The sequence below is a fragment of the Thauera sp. SWB20 genome, assembly GCF_000831325.1.
Lineage (GTDB): Bacteria > Pseudomonadota > Gammaproteobacteria > Burkholderiales > Rhodocyclaceae > Thauera > Thauera aminoaromatica.
Genome location: NZ_JTDM01000019.1, coordinates 19,105 through 34,798 on the forward strand (window position 1 = coordinate 19,105; position 15,694 = coordinate 34,798).

Here is a 15,694-nt window from a genome sequence, read left to right on the forward strand (position 1 = left end):
CGCAGCGGTCAGGGCGTGCTCGGCATGGTCGTTCTGCGCAGGCTCAGGAAGCGTCGCGTCTGGTGCCGCAGCCGGGCCAAGGCGCTGCTGCGGCCGCGCAACGGCGCTCGCTGGTCCGGCGTGATCATCCCGAGCGGGAGGTCGCCCGCGCTGTCGCGGAGTTGCTGCAACAGGCTCGGAGCGAGCGGCCAGGGCCCGTGACCGGACTCGACATTGATGTGTCCTGCATCGCCCGCATCGATCAGCCTGCTTCCCCAGCGCTCGGCCCATTCATGCGCCACGTCCTGGCTCAGCCACGGGTCGCTGCGGCTGACGACCATGAAGCTGGGACAGGGGAGGCCGGATTGCGGCAGGAAGCGGCCGACCCCGGCGCTGCGCTGTGGGTCCTCGCGCACGCCGAGGAGTTCGAAGCGCTCCGGATCGGCGGGCGCCACCAGCAGCAGGCCTGCAACCTTCTGCGGCCGATCCACCGCGGCCACCACGCTGGCGAGGCAGCCGAAGCTGTGCGCAACGATCCACACCGCACCGGCCGAGGCGTCGATCTCGCGCCGTACCTCGCCTGCCCAGCGCGCGAGCAGCGGGGTGTCCCAGTCGATGCCGCCGACGCGCCGGGCCTCGGGCAGTTCGCCCTCGAGCCAGCTCTGCCAGTGCCCGGGGCCGCTGCCGCGGTAGCCGGGGACGATCAGCACCGTCTGGCGCATGACGGCCTCACAGCGTGGCGATCGACACTTCGGTGGACTTCACCAGCGCGACGACCTCGGAGCCGGGCTTGAGCCCGAGCTCGTCGACCGAGCGCGTGGTGATCACCGAGGTGACGATGCCCGAGGAAGTTTCCACATCGACTTCGCTGACCACCTCGCCACGGATGATTTCCTTCACCCGGCCGCGAAACTGGTTGCGGACGTTGATTGCCTGGATTGCCATCGCAGTGCTCCTCGCTTACTTGGCGTAGATCTGGTCGAACACCCCGCCGTCGGCAAAGTGCTTCTTCTGCGCCGCCTGCCAGCCGCCGAGGTCCTCGATGGTGATCAGCTCGACTTTCGGGAAGCGGGCGACGTCGGCCGGGTCGGCGTGTTCGGGCCTGACCGGGCGGTAATAGTGCTTGGCGGCGAGCTTCTGCCCGACCGGCGAGTACAGGTACTCGAGGTAGGCCTGGGCGAGCTTCTCGGTGCCGCGTTTTTTCGCCACGCCATCGACGACGGTGACCGGCGGTTCGGCGCGGATCGAGATCGAGGGCACGACGATCTCGAACTTGTCCGGACCGAGTTCGTTGATCGACAGGAAGGCCTCGTTCTCCCACGCCAGCAGCACGTCGCCGATGCCGCGCTGGACGAAGGTGTTGGTGGCGCCGCGGGCGCCCGAATCCAGCACCGGCACGTGCTTGATCAGTTCGGTGACGAAGACCTGCGCGGTCTGTTCGTTGCCGCCCGGCTGCTTGAGCGCGTAGGCCCAGGCGGCGAGGTAGTTCCAGCGCGCGCCGCCGGAGGTCTTGGGGTTGGGGGTGACGACCTCGACGCCCGGCTTGACCAGGTCGCCCCAGTCCTTGATGCCCTTGGGGTTGCCCTTGCGTACCAGGAAGACGATGGTCGATGTGTAGGGCGAGCTGTTGTTGGCCAGGCGTTTCTGCCAGTCGGCGGGGATCTTGCCCGTCTGCTCGGCGATGGCGTCGATGTCGTAGGCCAGGGCCAGCGTGACAACGTCGGCTTCGAGGCCGTCGATCACCGCGCGCGCCTGCTTCCCGGCGCCGCCGTGGGACTGCTTGATGGTGACGGTCTCGCCGGTGCGGGCTTTCCAGTGCTTGGCGAACTCGGGGTTGAAGTCCTGGTAGAGCTCGCGTGTGGGGTCGTAGGAGACGTTGAGCAGGGTGGTCTGCGCGTGGGCGACGCCGGCGAGGCCGGTGGCGAGCGCCAGGGTGAGCAGGGTGCTGCGAAGGGGGCCGAGCTTCATTTCTTTCTCCGGATGGGTGAGTGCGATGGCGAAAATTTAGCCTTCGTGCGCCTTCACCCGAACCAAGAAAAAACGGATTGCTTATTCGCTCGGCGGCCGGGAGGCGACGACCCCGCGCACGACGAGCACCCTGTGCGCGCGGCCCGTCTTTGGAATCCACGACCGGGTTCGCTAACATCTCGCGTTCTTTCGCCCGCCCCGCGACCGCGGCGCGGCCTGTCACGCCTTCGCATGGGGAATTCCACAAATGATCGTCTTCGTCACCGGCGCCTCCGCCGGCTTCGGCGCCGCCATCGCGCGCAGCTTCGTCAAGGGCGGCCACCGCGTCGTCGCCACCGCACGCCGCAAGGACCGCCTGGATGCGCTCGCCGCCGAACTCGGCGACGCGCTGCTGGCGCTCGAGCTCGACGTGCGCGACGCCGATGCGGTCGCCGCGGTGCCGGGCGTGCTGCCCGACGGCTTCGCCGAGGTGGACGTGCTGGTCAACAACGCCGGCCTCGCGCTCGGCCTCGAACCTGCGCACAAAGCCTCGCTGGAAGACTGGCACACCATGATCGACACCAACTGCACCGGCCTGGTGCAGGTCACCCGCGCCTTCCTGCCCGGCATGGTGGCGCGCAACCGCGGCCACATCTTCAACCTCGGCTCGGTGGCCGGACGCTGGCCCTATGCTGGCGGCAACGTCTATGGCGCCACCAAGGCCTTCGTGCGCCAGTTCAGCCTCAACCTGCGCGCCGACCTGCTCGGCACCGCGCTGCGCGTCACCGACATCGAGCCCGGGCTGTGCGGCGGTACCGAGTTCTCCAACGTGCGCTTCCACGGCGACGACGACAAGGCGGCCAAGGTGTATGCCGACGTGCAGCCGCTGACCGCCGAGGACATCGCCGACTCGGTGTACTGGATCGCCACCCGGCCGGCGCACGTCAATATCAACACCATCGAGCTGATGCCGGTGGCGCAGTCCTTCGCCGGCTTGTCGGTGCATCGCGGCTGAGCCCTGGCCGGCGTGCGACCACATCCGCAGCGGAGCGGGCAGGGCGCCGTCGCCGCTCCCTCGCGCTGGCGCCACGTCGGGTTCGCTTGCGACGATGGCCGCATGCGCCTGCCCGGGGGGGCGAGGCGGGCGGCCTGCGGACGACTCCGTGCCTGTGGCGAGTTTGTAACAGTGTCATTTTCTTGCAGCAGGATGCGCATAATTTCCGCAATGCATCATCGATCCGCCCGACCGTGACTCCAGATCTTCCGCCTTCCGCTCCGGAGCCCGCAGTGCCTTCCGTCGGGCGCCGCCCGCGCCCCTGGCGCGTGCTGGGCGTTGCCATCTGCGTGGCGCTGCTGGTGGCGAGCGTGGCGGGCGGCCTGCTGCTGTGGCACGAGGCCGGTACCTCGCGCCTGCAGGCGCGCGCGCTCGCGCGTTACGCCGCGCGCCTCGACTACGCCCTGCTGGCGGGGCCGAGCGCGGCGATCCGCTTTCCTGCCCACGGCCCCTTCGACCAGCGCCTCGGCTACACCGAGCTGGCGCGCTTTTCCGAGCGCCTGCAGGCGCGCGGCTTCGCACTCGTCGAGCAGGTGCGCTTCGACGATGCGCTGCTCGCCCACGTCGAGCGCGGCCTGTTCCCGCCCTACGCCGAGAAGACGCGCGCGGGCCTGGACGTCTTCGACTGTCGCGGCGAGCCGCTGTACGGCTTCCGCTATCCCTGGCGCGGATACGAGCGCTTCGAGGACGTGCCGGCGATCGTCGCCCAGGCCCTGCTCTTCATCGAGAACCGCGACCTCCTCGACGAATCGCGGCCGACGCTCAATCCCGCGGTGGACTGGGCACGCTTCGCGCGCGCGGCGCTCGGCCAGCTCGGACGCATGGTCGATGCCGACCTCGACGCGCCCGGCGGCAGCACGCTCGCCACCCAGATCGAGAAGTACCGCCACTCGCCTGGCGGCATCACCCAGGATGCGCGCGAGAAGCTGCGCCAGATGGTGTCCGCCTCGGTCCGTGCCTATCGCGAGGGCGAGCAGACGCTGCCGCTACGCCGGCGGCTGGTGCTCGACTACCTGAACACCGTGCCGCTCTCGGCCGCGCCCGGTCACGGCGAGGTCAACGGACTGGGCGACGGGCTGTGGGTGTGGTTCGGCGCCGAGTTCGCGCGCGTGAATGCCTTGCTGGCGGCGCCGGTGGGCGAGGGGGAGGAGCGCATCGCCCAGGGTCGAGCGCTGCGCCAGGTGGTCGCGCTGATGATCGCGCACCGTCGGCCCTCGTGGTATCTCGCCGGCGGGCGCGAGGAGCTGGCGCGCACCACCGACGCCTACCTGCGCCTGTTCGCCGAGGCCGGGCTGATCGGCGCCGTGCTGCGCGACGCCGCGCTCGCCCGGCCGCTCGCCTTCCGCGACCTCGTCGCCGATCCGGCCTGGGTTCCCGCCACGCCCGGAAAGGGCACGACCGCGGTGCGCACCCGGCTCGCCGGCCTGCTCGACACCGCGCTGTACAGCCTCGACCGCCTCGACGCCGAGCTCGGCACGACCCTGCACGGCGGCCTGCAGCAGGCGGTAGGCGACTACCTCGGGCAGCTCTCCGACCCGGCTTTCGCGCGTAGCCAGGGCCTGATCGGCGAGCGCATGCTGCAGCCTGCCACCCTCGGCGCGGTACGCTACAGCTTCACGCTGGTCGAGCGCACCGCGGGCGGCAACCGCGTGCGCGTGCAGACCGACACCACCGACCAGCCGCTCGACATCAACGAGGGCAGCAAGCTCGAGCTCGGCTCCACCGCCAAGCTGCGCGTGCTGGCGACCTATCTCGAGCTGGTCGCCGAACTCCACGGCCGGCTCGCGGCGCTGGATCCTCCGGCGCTGCGCCGCGTCGAGGTCGACGCGCAGGACCGTCTGACGCGCTGGGCGATCGACCACCTCGCCAGCGCGCCGGACCGCAGCCTGCCGGCGATGCTCGAGGCCGCGCTCGAACGCCGCTTCTCGGCCAGCCCGGGCGAAGGCTTCTTCACCGGCGGAGGCCGCCACACCTTCGGCAACTTCAACGCCAGCGACAACGCGCGCAATCCCACCCTGCGCGAGGCCCTGCAGGCCTCGATCAACCTGCCCTTCGTGCGCCTGATGCGCGAGCTCGTGCGTCACACCATGTACCAGGTGCCGGGCAGCACCGCGCGCCTGCTCGAGGACAACGAGGACCCGCGCCGCGTCGAGTATCTGGTCCGCTTCGCCGACCGCGAGGGCCAGCTCTTCCTGCGCCGCTTCTGGCGCAAGTACCAGGACAGCACGGCGGAGGAGATCCGTTCCACCCTGCTCGACGGCCTGCGCCCGGGCGCGGACCGCCTCGCCGCGGTGTTCCGCTACCTGGAGCCCGAGGCCCCGCCGCACGCGCTCGCCGATTTCCTCGCCCGCCGCCTCGGCGAGCCCCCCGCCGCCGCACGCCTCGCCCAGCTCTATGCGCGCAACGCCCCGGAAGCCTTCGACCTGCCCGACCGTGGCTACGTGGCACGCGTGCATCCGCTCGAGCTGTGGCTGGTCGCCTTCCGCCTGCAGCACCCCGAGGCCACGCTGGCCGATGCGGTGGCGGCGAGCGCGGACGAGCGCCAGCAGGTGTATCGCTGGCTGTTCCGCACCCGCGCCAAGGGCGCGCAGGACTCGCGCATCTTCACCCTGCTCGAGGTCGAGGCCTTCCTCGAGATCCACCGCCGCTGGGCGCGCCTGGGCTATCCCTTCGGCCACCTCGTGCCTTCGCTCGCCACCGCGCTCGGCAGCTCGGGCGATCGTCCGGCGGCGCTCGCCGAGCTGATGGGCATCATCGTCAACGACGGCCAGCGCCTGCCCGTGCAGCGCATCGACACGGTGCGCTTCGCGCGCGCCACGCCCTACGAGTCCGCCTTCGCCATCCGCCCGGTGGAAGGCGACCCGGTGATGGCGCCGGAGGTCGCGCGCGCGCTGCGCGGGGCGCTGTCGGACGTGGTCGAGGGCGGCACCGCGCGCCGTCTGGCGGGCGCTTTCAAGCTGGCCGACGGCAGCGAACTGGCGCTCGGTGGCAAGACCGGCACCGGCGACAACCGCATCGTGGTGCGCGGACGCGCCGGTCTTGCGCTCAACCGCACCGCCACCTTCGTGTTCTACCTCGGCCCGCGCCACTTCGGCACGCTGACCGCCTACGTGATCGGCCCCGAGGCGGCGAGCTACCGCTTCACCTCGGGCTTGCCGGTACAGATCCTGAAGTCGATGGGGCCCTTGCTGATCCCGCACCTGGAGCCGGCGGGCGCGCATGCCTGCCTGCCGCCGCCCTTGTCCGAAGCCGCGCCGCAGCCGGTGACGGCCGGATAGCGTGGATGTCGGCCCGCGGGCTCAGGGCTGGAAGGGCCAGAACAGCGGGATCAGCGCGCTGCACAGCAGCCAGGTGAGGACGTTCATGGGCACGCCGAGGCGGGCGAAGTCGGCGAAGCGGTAGTTGCCCGCGCTATAGACCAAGGTGTTGGTCTGGTAGCCGATCGGGGTGGCGAAGCTGCAGCTTGCGGCGAACATCACGCCGACCACGAAGGGGCGCGGATCCACCCCCATCTGCTGGGCGAGCCCGATCACGACCGGGGTGAACAGCACCGCGATCGCGTTGTTGCTCAGCACCTCGGTGGCCACCGAGGTGATCAGGATCACCAGCGACAACATCAGCCACGGCGACATGCCCTCGCCGAGCGCGGCGAGCTGGGCGGCGAGCAGCTGGTCGAGGCCGGAGTTGCGCATCGCGATGCTGATCGCGAGCATGCCGAAGATCAGCACCAGGATCGGCCACTCGATCGACTTGTAGGCCTCGTCGCTGGTGATGCAGCCGGTGGCGATCACGATCGCCGCGCCGATCAGCGCCAGGCCCTCGATCGGCATCACGTTCAGCGCGGCGAGCAGCATCACGCCGACGATGGTGGCGAGCGCGACCGGCGCCTTGTGGCGGCGGCTGGCCATCTGGCGGCCCTCGGTGATCGCGAACAGGTCGCCGTTGTCGCAGAAGCGCTGGATCTGCGCCGGCGTGCCCTCCACCAGCAGCACGTCGCCGCCCAGCAGTTGGAAGTCCTCGCCGATCTGCGCGAATGAGGCGTCGCGCCGATGCACCGCGACGAGGTGGATGCCGTAGCGCGCGAGCAGGTCGAGATCGCGGATCGGGCGCAGGATGTAGCGCGAGGTCTGGCCGACGATCGCCTCCACCATCACCAGGTCGCGCCGGCGCAGGGTCTCGATGTCGTGGGCCTCGGCGCCCGCCGGCGCCTGCAGGCCGACGCCGTCGCTGCTGCGCAGCGCCATCATCGCGTCGCTGCGGCTGTGCACGACCACGCGGTCGCCGACCTCCAGCCGGGTGTCCGGGGCCGGGTCGGCGAGCTCGATGTCGCCGCGCACCAGGTTGAGCACCTGGATGATGCCGTTCGACAGACGCGCCTCGCGCAGCGTCCTGCCGGCCAGGTGCGAGCCCTCGGGCACGAAGAGCTCGGTCATGAACCAGCGCTCGCCGGCGCCGAACTGCTGGCTCAGCGTCTCGCGCACCGGCAGCAGGCGCGGCGCGAACACCAGCATGAAGGCGCTGCCCACCAGCGCCATGAGGATCGCCGGCAGGCTGATCTCGAACATCGAGAAGGGCGCCAGGCCCTGCTCGCGCGCGACGCCGTCGACCAGGATGTTGGTCGAGGTGCCGACCATGGTGATCAGCCCGCCGAGGATGGTGGCGTAGGAGAGCGGGATGAGCAGGCGCGAGGGGGCGAGGCCCTGGCGGGCCGCCACCGCGATCACCGCCGGGATCATCACCATCACCACCGGGGTGTTGTTGATGAAGGGCGACACCAGCAGGCAGGCGGCGATCAGCGCCAGCAGCAGGCGGCGCTCGCCCGCGCCGGCCGCGGCGGCGAGCCACTCGCCGAGCTGGTCCACGCAGCCGGTGCGCGACAGCGCCGCGCTGATGATGAACAGGCAGGCGATGGTGATCGGGGCGCTGTTGCCGAACACACCGAGCACCTCCTTGGTGTTCAGCATGCCCGCCACGAGCAGCACGCCCACGGCGACCATGACCGCCACGTCGGGCTTCACCCACTCGCGCACGAAGGCGACGAAGAGGACGACGAGGACGAGGCCGACGAAGAGGGGGGCGTGGAGCTCGGGTAGCGGCATGGCGGCACGAATGGGCGGGGGAATGGAGCTTAGCTGCCGCGTTTATGCATTCAAAAGACTTGATATTCCATAGCTTATTCCTCTCGGTTCATTCGAGCGGTGGCTGAAGTCGGGCGGTGCGCGGCGATCCACCTCGGCGCCGCAGCCCGGCAGCGGGTGCCTGCAGTGGCGCAGGGGGTTCGATCTCGCCGTTGTCGGCCTATATTTGTCATGCGGGTCCCGCGAAGCCGCCTAGGAGGGGAAAGTCATGCGTCTCCGTTTCTTCCTGTCGTCCCCGGGCGATGTCGCCGACGAGCGCACATTCGCCCAGCAGGTCATCGAGCAGGAGCTGCCAAAGGATCCCTTCATGCGCGGCCGGGTCGGTTGCGAGGCGGTGCGCTGGGACGACCCTGCGGCACCGGTGGCGATGCCGGCGACACTGACGCCGCAGGAAGCGGTCAATCGCGGGCTGCCGCGGCCTTCGGCGTGCGACTGCGTGATCGTCGTGTTGTGGTCGCGGCTGGGGACGCCGCTGCCGGCGAGCTGCACACGCCCCGACGGCAGCCGCTATCTCTCGGGCACCGAATGGGAGTACGAGGATGCCATCGCCGCGAGGCCGCAGCCCCACATCCTCGTGTATCGCCGGCGCAGCCCGCCCGAGCTCGGCGACCCGCTCGATGCGGACTACGACGAGCGCCTCGCCCAGTACCGCAGGGCGAACGACTTCTTCAAGCGCTTCCGCAACGCGGATGGTTCGCTTGCCGGCGGCTTCGCCGAGTACGACACCCCGCAGGAGTTCCGCGACCGCCTGCGCGTGGATCTGCGCGCCTTCATCCAGCGCCGACTCGACAGCGAGCAGGCCAACGGGCAGACCGTACGCGTCAACGCGCCGCCGCCGTATGGACGGATTGCGAAGGCGCTCGCCAGCGGTTCTGCGGTGCCGATCATCGGTCCCGGCATCTGCCGCTCGGGGCGCCCCGGCGACGAGCCCTGGGACCCCGATGCACCGCGCTTTCTCCCCAGCGGCAACGAGCTGTCGGCGTGCCTGGCCGACGAGGCGGGGTTCCCGTCGCAGGCCGAACGCGACCAGCTGGCGGAGGTGGCGTCCTACTACGAGGCCTTCAAGACCCGCGATGCCCTGCGCGAGCGACTGCGTTCGCTGCTCGCGCCGGCCGCGCCGGACAAGCTCGCCGTGCCGCCGCTCTACTCGTTGCTCGCCAGTCTCGAGAAGCCGCTGCTGATCATCACGACCAACTACGACACCCTGATCGAGCAGGTCTTCCGCAACGCGCAGAAACCCTACGACCTGGTCGTGTACTCCGAACTCAAGGAGCTCGGCAACGCCGTCCTGTGGTGGCCGCACGGCGCCCTGAAGCCGGAGACGGTGGCGCCGAACGAACTTTCCATCGAGCTCGAGAAGAAGACGGTGATCTTCAAGATGCACGGCTCCATCGTTCCCCAGACGTCCGACCTCGACACCTTCGTGATCACCGAGTCGGACTATGTCGAACTGCTTGCGCGCATCGCCAGCAGGTCGGCGATTCCGGCCCTGTTCGCGTCGCACTGTCAGGACCGCAATCTGCTGTTCCTCGGCTACAGTCTGCGCGACTGGAGCTTCCGCACGATCCTGCAGAGCCTCAACCGCTTCTTCGCCAAGCGCCTCGTCGCCGGCGACGACGAGATCCAGTCGTGGGCGATCGACGATCGCTTCTCCGAGCTCGAGCTCAAGTTCTGGCAGCGGCGCGGGGTGTATCCCTACGAGGTGAACCTGGACGAGTTCGTCCGTTTGCTGCGCGCGAGGATGTCGCCATGAACGCCGAGGTCCGCATCGAGCAGCGTTGCCCCTACGTCGGCCTGCAGCCCTTCGAGGAGGCCGACCGGGCCTTCTTCTTCGGGCGCGAGCGCGACCAGCGGGTGATCATCGCCAACCTGCTCTCGTCCCCGCTGACGATCCTTTATGGATCGAGCGGGGTGGGCAAGAGCTCGGTCCTGATGGCCGGCGTCGTGCCGCAGCTGCATCGCGAGCGGCCGCGGACCCCGGTGGTGGTGTTCCGCAACTGGGTGGATCGCGACTTCCAGCTCGCGCTGACGCGCGCCTGCATCGAAACCGTCTGGGCCATGCAGGTGGACCAGCCCAGGCCGGCGGAGACCCTGCCCCTCGACGAGGTGCTGCGCGCCTGCGCTGAAGCTGCGCATGGCACGATCCTGGTGATCTTCGACCAGTTCGAGGAATACTTCCTCTATCACGCCAAGGACAGCGAGGCGGCCGGCGCGTTCGAGGCCCAGTTCGCGCGCGCGGTCAACCGTGAGGACGTGGATGTCGGTTTCCTGGTCGCGCTGCGCGACGACAGCCTGTCGCGGCTGGACCGCTTCCAGGAGCGCATCCACAACCTGCTGAGCAACCGCCTGCGGCTCAACCATCTGGAGCCGGAGGCGGCCGGCGACGCGATCCGCAAGCCGTTGGAGGTGTGGAACGCGCTGCAGGCGGTGGGCGTGCCGCCGGTCGGCATCGACGATGAACTGGTCGACGAGCTGCTCCGCCAGGTCCGTATCGGCCAGGTCTCGGCCGGACGCCCCGGGGGCAGCGGGGGGCTGCGCCACGACGAGGGCTGCATCGAGGCGCCCTTCCTGCAGCTGGTCATGGTGCGACTGTGGGAGGAGGAGCGCGCGCAAGGCTCGGACCGGTTGCGGCGGGCGACGCTCGACCGGCTGAAGGGTGCCGACGAGATCGTCCGCACCCACCTCGACGTCGCGATGGCCCGCCTCGACGCGACGAGCCAGGCAGTGTGCGCCAGCTTCTTCGATCGGCTGGTCACCCCGAGCGGCAGCAAGATCGCCTGCGGCGCCGCGGACCTGATCAGCTGGGCGGGGGATCTCGCGCCCCACGTCCCGGCGGTGCTGCAGTCCTTGAGCGACGCGCGCAACCGCATCCTGCGCACCGTGTCCGTCCCCGACAACCCGGAGGTGATGCGCTACGAGATCTACCACGACGTCCTCGCGCCCGCCATCCTCGACTGGCGCCAGCGCTTCGAGGCCGATCGGCAGCGCGAGGAAGCGCTCCGGGTGGCTCGCGAGAAGGCCGCACGGCGCGAGGAGGAGGCGCAGATCGCGCGCGAACGCGCGGCCCGGCGCGCCTTGCACAGGTGGCTCGTGGGCCTGGGCATGATGAGTTGCGTCGCCGGTGCGGGATGGCTCTATGCGTCCTGGGAGGGAATGCGTTCGGCGGCCAACGAGAAGGCGGCGCAGTCGATCTCGAACGCGCCTATCGATCCCGGAAGTGCGCTGAGCCTGGCGCTGGAGGCGGTGGAGGCGACGGTCCCGTCCTGGATGTCGGTCGCTCGCGCGGCCCGCCTGCACCTGACCCCGACCGCTGCCGCCGAAGACGCCTTGCGCCAGGCGATCCAGGCCTCGCGCCTGGTGTGGACCCTGCCGGTGAGCGGCAGGGCGCTCTCCGATGTGGCTTTCAGTCCCGATGGCGGCCGGCTGCTCACTGCCGGCCAGGATCAGACCGCGCGGGTGTGGGATATCCGCAGCGGCCGTCCCGCCGAGCCCGTCGTCACCTTCGCGCACGACGCCTGGGTGCGGCGGGGCCGCTTCCTGCCCGATGGCGAGCGCGTCATCACGGTGTCCGGGGGCCTGGCCTACCTGTGGTCCCTCGCGCAGCCGACGGCTCCGCTGCGCAGTTTCGAGCATGGCGGGAACATCTACTCTGCCTTCGATACCAGCGCCGACGGCCGGCGCCTCGCGACCGCCGGGGATGGCGCGCAGAAGGCGCGCGTGATCCGCATCTGGGACGTCGACGCGGACGTGCCGGAGCCGCTGCTCACCCTGGATGCGGAGGGGGCCTGGATCATGGGGCTGGCGTTCAGCCCGGATGGCTGCTGCGTCGCCACCGCTGCGGTCGAGCGCGGCAAGGCCGAGCGAAGCGCGATCGCCCTGTGGGGGCTCGAGCGCCGGCGCGAGATCCTCTCCCTGCCGCTCGAGGAGCCGAGTGACGCGATCGCGTTCGCGCCCGATGGCAGCGCGCTGGTCACCGCCAGCCGTGATGGCTGGCTGCGGGTGTGGGAGCCCGCGGGGAAAGGGTTCGAGGTGCTGCTGCGCGAAGCGGCGGGCGGCACGCACCGGGGTGAGGTGCTCGCGTGGAATGGGCGGACGCTGGCCGGTCACGGCGACCGCATCCGCAATGTGGAGGTGAGTGCGGACGGGGCCCTGATCGCCAGCGCGGGCGGCGACGGGACGGCAAGGGTCTGGAGCCGGCATACGGGCGAGAACCTGCTTACGCTGACGGGGCACCTCTCCTACGTGGAGGCGGCCCGCTTCAGCCCCGACGGGCGTCACGTGGCGACGGCGAGCCGTGACGGCACGGTCAAGTTCTGGAACATCGAGGGGCACGCCAACACGGTCACCAGCATCGCCTTCAGCCCGGATGGTCGTACCCTGGCCACCGGCAGCAGCGACCGCACCGCCCGCATCTGGGACTTCGCGGACGGTACCCCGCGACTGCGCCATACCCTGCGCGGTCATGCCGATCAGGTGCATCGCGTGGCCTTCGACCCTTCCGGGGCGCGGCTCGCGACCGCCGGGCTGGACAACCAGCTGCGCCTCTGGGACGTCGCGAGCGGCGAGGCGGTCACGCTGCCGAGCGTGCCTCCCGAGCATCGGCACAAGGATCAGCTCAGGGGGGTGGCCTTCAGTCCGGACGGCCGCCTGCTGGCGAGTGCCGGGGCCGACGGCCATGCACGGCTCTATCCGCTTGCGGGGGAGGGAAGCCCGGTCTCCGTGCTGCATGGCGGGGCGACGATCCAGGTGTCGGGCGTGGCCTTTCATCCCGGGGGCGAGCGCTGGGCGACCAGCGGCTTCGACGGCAAGCTGAAGCTGTGGGATCTGTCCGGGACCGATCTCGGCACGGTCGGCTTGCCGGATGACGAGCGCAAGCTCGGTATCCGCATCGCCGGCCTCGCCTTCAGTCCGGATGGAGAATACGTCGCTGCGGTGGTGCAGCGACGTGTGCGGGTCTGGCCGGTCGCTGCCTTCAAGGAGCCGGAGGTCCACCCGCCCGTGCGCCTGCCGCTCATCGAGGGCGCGCGCCACTGCGCGGCGCTCGCCTACAGCCCGGACGGCCGCTGGCTGGCGGTGGGCTGCAGCGACGCCGGCGTGCGCCTGTTCGAGATGCCCGCGGGAACGCTCGTCAAGACCATCACGGTGCACAAGAACGAGGTCCGCGGCGTCGCCTTCAGCCCGGACGGGACGCTGCTGGCCACGGCCAGCAACGACAAGACCTTCCATGTCTCCCCGCTCGCCTTCGAGGCGGTGTACGAGGCCGCGCGGCGCCTGCAGAAGGCGACGGCGGCCGAGCGCTAGTGGTCGGCGCGTGGCGGTCCAAGGGGCGCGCCTTGCGCCAGCCTAGCGCCGCGCCGCGTCCAGGCGCGCCTGTGCGCTGTGCTCGAGCTCGGCGGCACGTTCGCGCAGGAACTCGAGGAAGGCGCCGGCGAGCGGAGTGAGGCGCTTGCCGGCCGGATACACCACCTGCCACTGGGTCGGGAGCGGGGTGCCTTCCACGCGCAGCACCGCGATGCCTTCGTCCACCGCATGTGCGAGCGCGTGGGCGGACAGCAGCGACAGCCCCAGCCCGCCCGCCACCGCCTGCTTCACCGCTTCGTTGCTGCCGAGTTCCAGGCGCGGGCGCAGGGCGAGGCCGTGGGCGGCGAAGAACTGCTCGGCCGCCTGGCGGGTGCCGGAGCCGGGCTCGCGCAGCACGAACTCCTCGGCGGCGATCGCCTCGATCTCCAGCTTTCTGCGGCATCCCGCGAGCGGATGCGCGGTGGAGGCCACCACCACGAGCGGATTCGACAGGAAGGGCGTGGCCACCACCGGCGGCGCCTGCGGCGGCCGGCTCATGATGTAGAGGTCGTCGAGGTTGTCGGCCAGGCGTCGGATCACCGCGTCGCGGTTGAGCACCGCCAGCGACACCTCCACCGCCGGGCGCTCGCGGCGGAAATCGCCGAGCAGGCGCGGGATGAAGGTCTCCGCGGTGCTGACCACCGCCAGCCGCAGCCGCCCCACCACATCGCCGCGCAGCTCGGCGAGGGTCTCGTCGAGGCGCTCCAGCTCCTGCTCGACCCGGTTCGCGGTGTCGAGCACCACGCGCCCGGCCGCGGTCAGGTGCAGGCGGCGGCCGACGCGCTCGAACAGTGGCAGGCCGACCTGCTCGGCGAGCTGGCGCAGCTGCGCCGACAGCGTGGGCTGGGTCAGGTGCAGGCGCTGGGCGGCGCGCGACACGCTGCCCTCGCGCGACACCGCGAGCAGCAGGCGGAGCTGGTGGAAGGTCAGGCGCATCGGCGATGGACGAGCGTCATTCGAGTGATAGAGAAAAATCTATGGTAAGTTGAAGAATAAATCATTTTTCTCGATGTGTGCGCCGCGGCAAAATTCGCCTCGCACTGACGCAGCCGCGCCCCCGGAGAACCGGCGCGGTGCTCCCCCGGTTCCGCGCCCGCGCGCTCCGTTCATCGAGGAAAACAACACATGGTCGATGCCGTTCCCTTCTTCTTCGCCCTCGGCGCGGTGGCCTCGCTCGCCCGCTCCGGCCTGCGCCTGCCCGCCGCCGTCTTCGAGACCCTGTCGATCTACCTGCTGCTGGCGATCGGTCTCAAGGGCGGGGTGGAGATCGCGCGCTCGGAGAGCGCCACGCTGTGGGTCGATGCGTTGCTGGCGATCGGCCTCGGCGCGCTGATCCCGCTGCTGGTCTTCCCGCTCTTCCGCCTGCGCTTCTCGCGCCCGGACGCAGCTTCGCTGTCGGCGCACTACGGCTCGGTCAGCATCGTGACCTTCGCGGTGGGCGCGGCGGTGCTGGCCGGACGCGGCATCGAGGTGGAAGGCCACCTGGCCCTGCTCGCCGCCCTGATGGAGGCGCCGGCGCTGATCGTCGCCACGCTGATCGCGCGCTGGGGGGTGAAGTCGGCCGATGGCAGCTCGACCGCCGGCGCGCTGGTGCACGAGGTCTTCGCCAACAAGAGCGTGGTGCTGCTCGGCGGCGGCATCCTGATCGGCTGGATCGCCGGGCCGCAGGGCCTGGAGCCGCTGTCGCCGCTCTTCGTCGATCTGTTCAAGGGCGCGCTGTGCCTGTTCCTGCTCGAGATGGGGCTGATCGCCGCCGACCGCCTGCCCGACCTGAAGAAGGCGGGGCTGTTCCTCGTCGGCTGCGCGCTCGCCCTGCCGCCGCTGCTGGCGCTGGCCGGCTGGGGCGTGGCGCAGGCGATGGGCCTGGGCGTGGGCGGCACGGTGCTGATGATGACGCTGGCGGGCAGCGCCTCCTACATCGCCGCGCCGACCGCGATGCGGATCGCGGTGCCCGAGGCCAACCCGGCGCTGGGGGTGGCGGCGGCGTTGGCGGTGACCTTCCCGTTCAACCTGCTGCTCGGGATCCCGCTGTACCTGTGGTGGGCGCAGGCGATGGCCGGGGCCTGAAGAGGGCGCCGGGGTGGGGAGGCGGCGGCAAGGCGGCCTCCGTCACGGACACGGACTCCGCTTCGCTGCGGGAGGCCGTACGGCCTTCCGCCTCGGGGTCCGCAGCTTCGAGGTCGCCGGCCGCGGCGGCCATCGCGCGCCGAGGCCGGCGGCGTTCGGGCGGACGCGC

The 15,694-nt window shown here is 70.7% G+C and carries 10 protein-coding genes; 5 read left to right on the forward strand and 5 right to left on the reverse strand.

The genetic code is table 11. The features are described 5' to 3' along the window. Window positions 1–8: 8 nt before the first annotated feature. From PO78_RS11915 to PO78_RS11925, 3 genes are read right to left on the reverse strand one after another with little or no spacing between them, the layout of a single operon-like run. Window positions 9–701 (reverse strand): RBBP9/YdeN family alpha/beta hydrolase, encoded by a 693-nt coding sequence (locus PO78_RS11915; protein ID WP_043744003.1) that lies wholly within the window; start codon window positions 699–701, stop codon window positions 9–11. A 7-nt stretch (window positions 702–708) separates the two neighbouring features. Then, window positions 709–924, reverse strand: coding sequence for a TOBE domain-containing protein (locus tag PO78_RS11920; RefSeq protein WP_004302349.1), 216 nt, complete (start codon window positions 922–924; stop codon window positions 709–711). A gap of 15 nt (window positions 925–939) precedes the next feature. Further along, window positions 940–1,947, reverse strand: a complete 1,008-nt coding sequence (locus PO78_RS11925; protein WP_004302351.1) for a sulfate ABC transporter substrate-binding protein — start codon at window positions 1,945–1,947, stop codon at window positions 940–942. A gap of 247 nt (window positions 1,948–2,194) precedes the next feature. Between PO78_RS11925 and ydfG the strand changes: the two genes are divergently transcribed. After that, the gene (gene ydfG, locus PO78_RS11930) at window positions 2,195–2,941 is read left to right on the forward strand and encodes a bifunctional NADP-dependent 3-hydroxy acid dehydrogenase/3-hydroxypropionate dehydrogenase YdfG (protein ID WP_004302354.1); all 747 of its coding nucleotides are present in this window, start codon (window positions 2,195–2,197) and stop codon (window positions 2,939–2,941) included. 272 nt (window positions 2,942–3,213) lie between these two features. Next, window positions 3,214–6,258 carry a transglycosylase domain-containing protein gene (locus PO78_RS11935; protein ID WP_043744005.1) on the forward strand — a complete coding sequence of 1,015 codons (3,045 nt, stop codon included), beginning with the start codon at window positions 3,214–3,216 and terminating at the stop codon, window positions 6,256–6,258. A 21-nt stretch (window positions 6,259–6,279) separates the two neighbouring features. Here PO78_RS11935 and PO78_RS11940 read toward each other — a convergent pair whose 3' ends face one another. After that, window positions 6,280–8,079: an SLC13 family permease gene (locus PO78_RS11940; RefSeq protein ID WP_012584556.1), complete on the reverse strand. Its 1,800-nt coding sequence runs from the start codon at window positions 8,077–8,079 to the stop codon at window positions 6,280–6,282. A gap of 247 nt (window positions 8,080–8,326) precedes the next feature. Here PO78_RS11940 and PO78_RS11945 point away from each other — a divergent pair, with 247 nt between their 5' ends. Continuing rightward, window positions 8,327–9,871, forward strand: coding sequence for an SIR2 family NAD-dependent protein deacylase (locus PO78_RS11945; RefSeq protein WP_043744006.1), 1,545 nt, complete (start codon window positions 8,327–8,329; stop codon window positions 9,869–9,871). Next, on the forward strand, window positions 9,868–13,419 hold the full coding sequence (locus tag PO78_RS11950; protein ID WP_043744008.1) for a WD40 repeat domain-containing protein: 3,552 nt from the start codon (window positions 9,868–9,870) through the stop codon (window positions 13,417–13,419). Before PO78_RS11945 ends, PO78_RS11950 begins: the two co-directional genes overlap by 4 nt. Before the next feature lie 42 nt (window positions 13,420–13,461). Here PO78_RS11950 and PO78_RS11955 read toward each other — a convergent pair whose 3' ends face one another. Continuing rightward, complete coding sequence (locus PO78_RS11955) at window positions 13,462–14,394, reverse strand: LysR family transcriptional regulator (RefSeq protein ID WP_004302361.1); 933 nt, start codon at window positions 14,392–14,394, stop codon at window positions 13,462–13,464. Between the two features lie 189 nt (window positions 14,395–14,583). On the opposite strand from PO78_RS11955, the gene PO78_RS11960 reads away from it, so the two are divergent. After that, entirely contained in the window at window positions 14,584–15,525 is a 942-nt protein-coding gene (locus PO78_RS11960) for a sodium-dependent bicarbonate transport family permease (protein WP_004302362.1), read from the forward strand. Window positions 15,526–15,694: the final 169 nt, after the last annotated feature.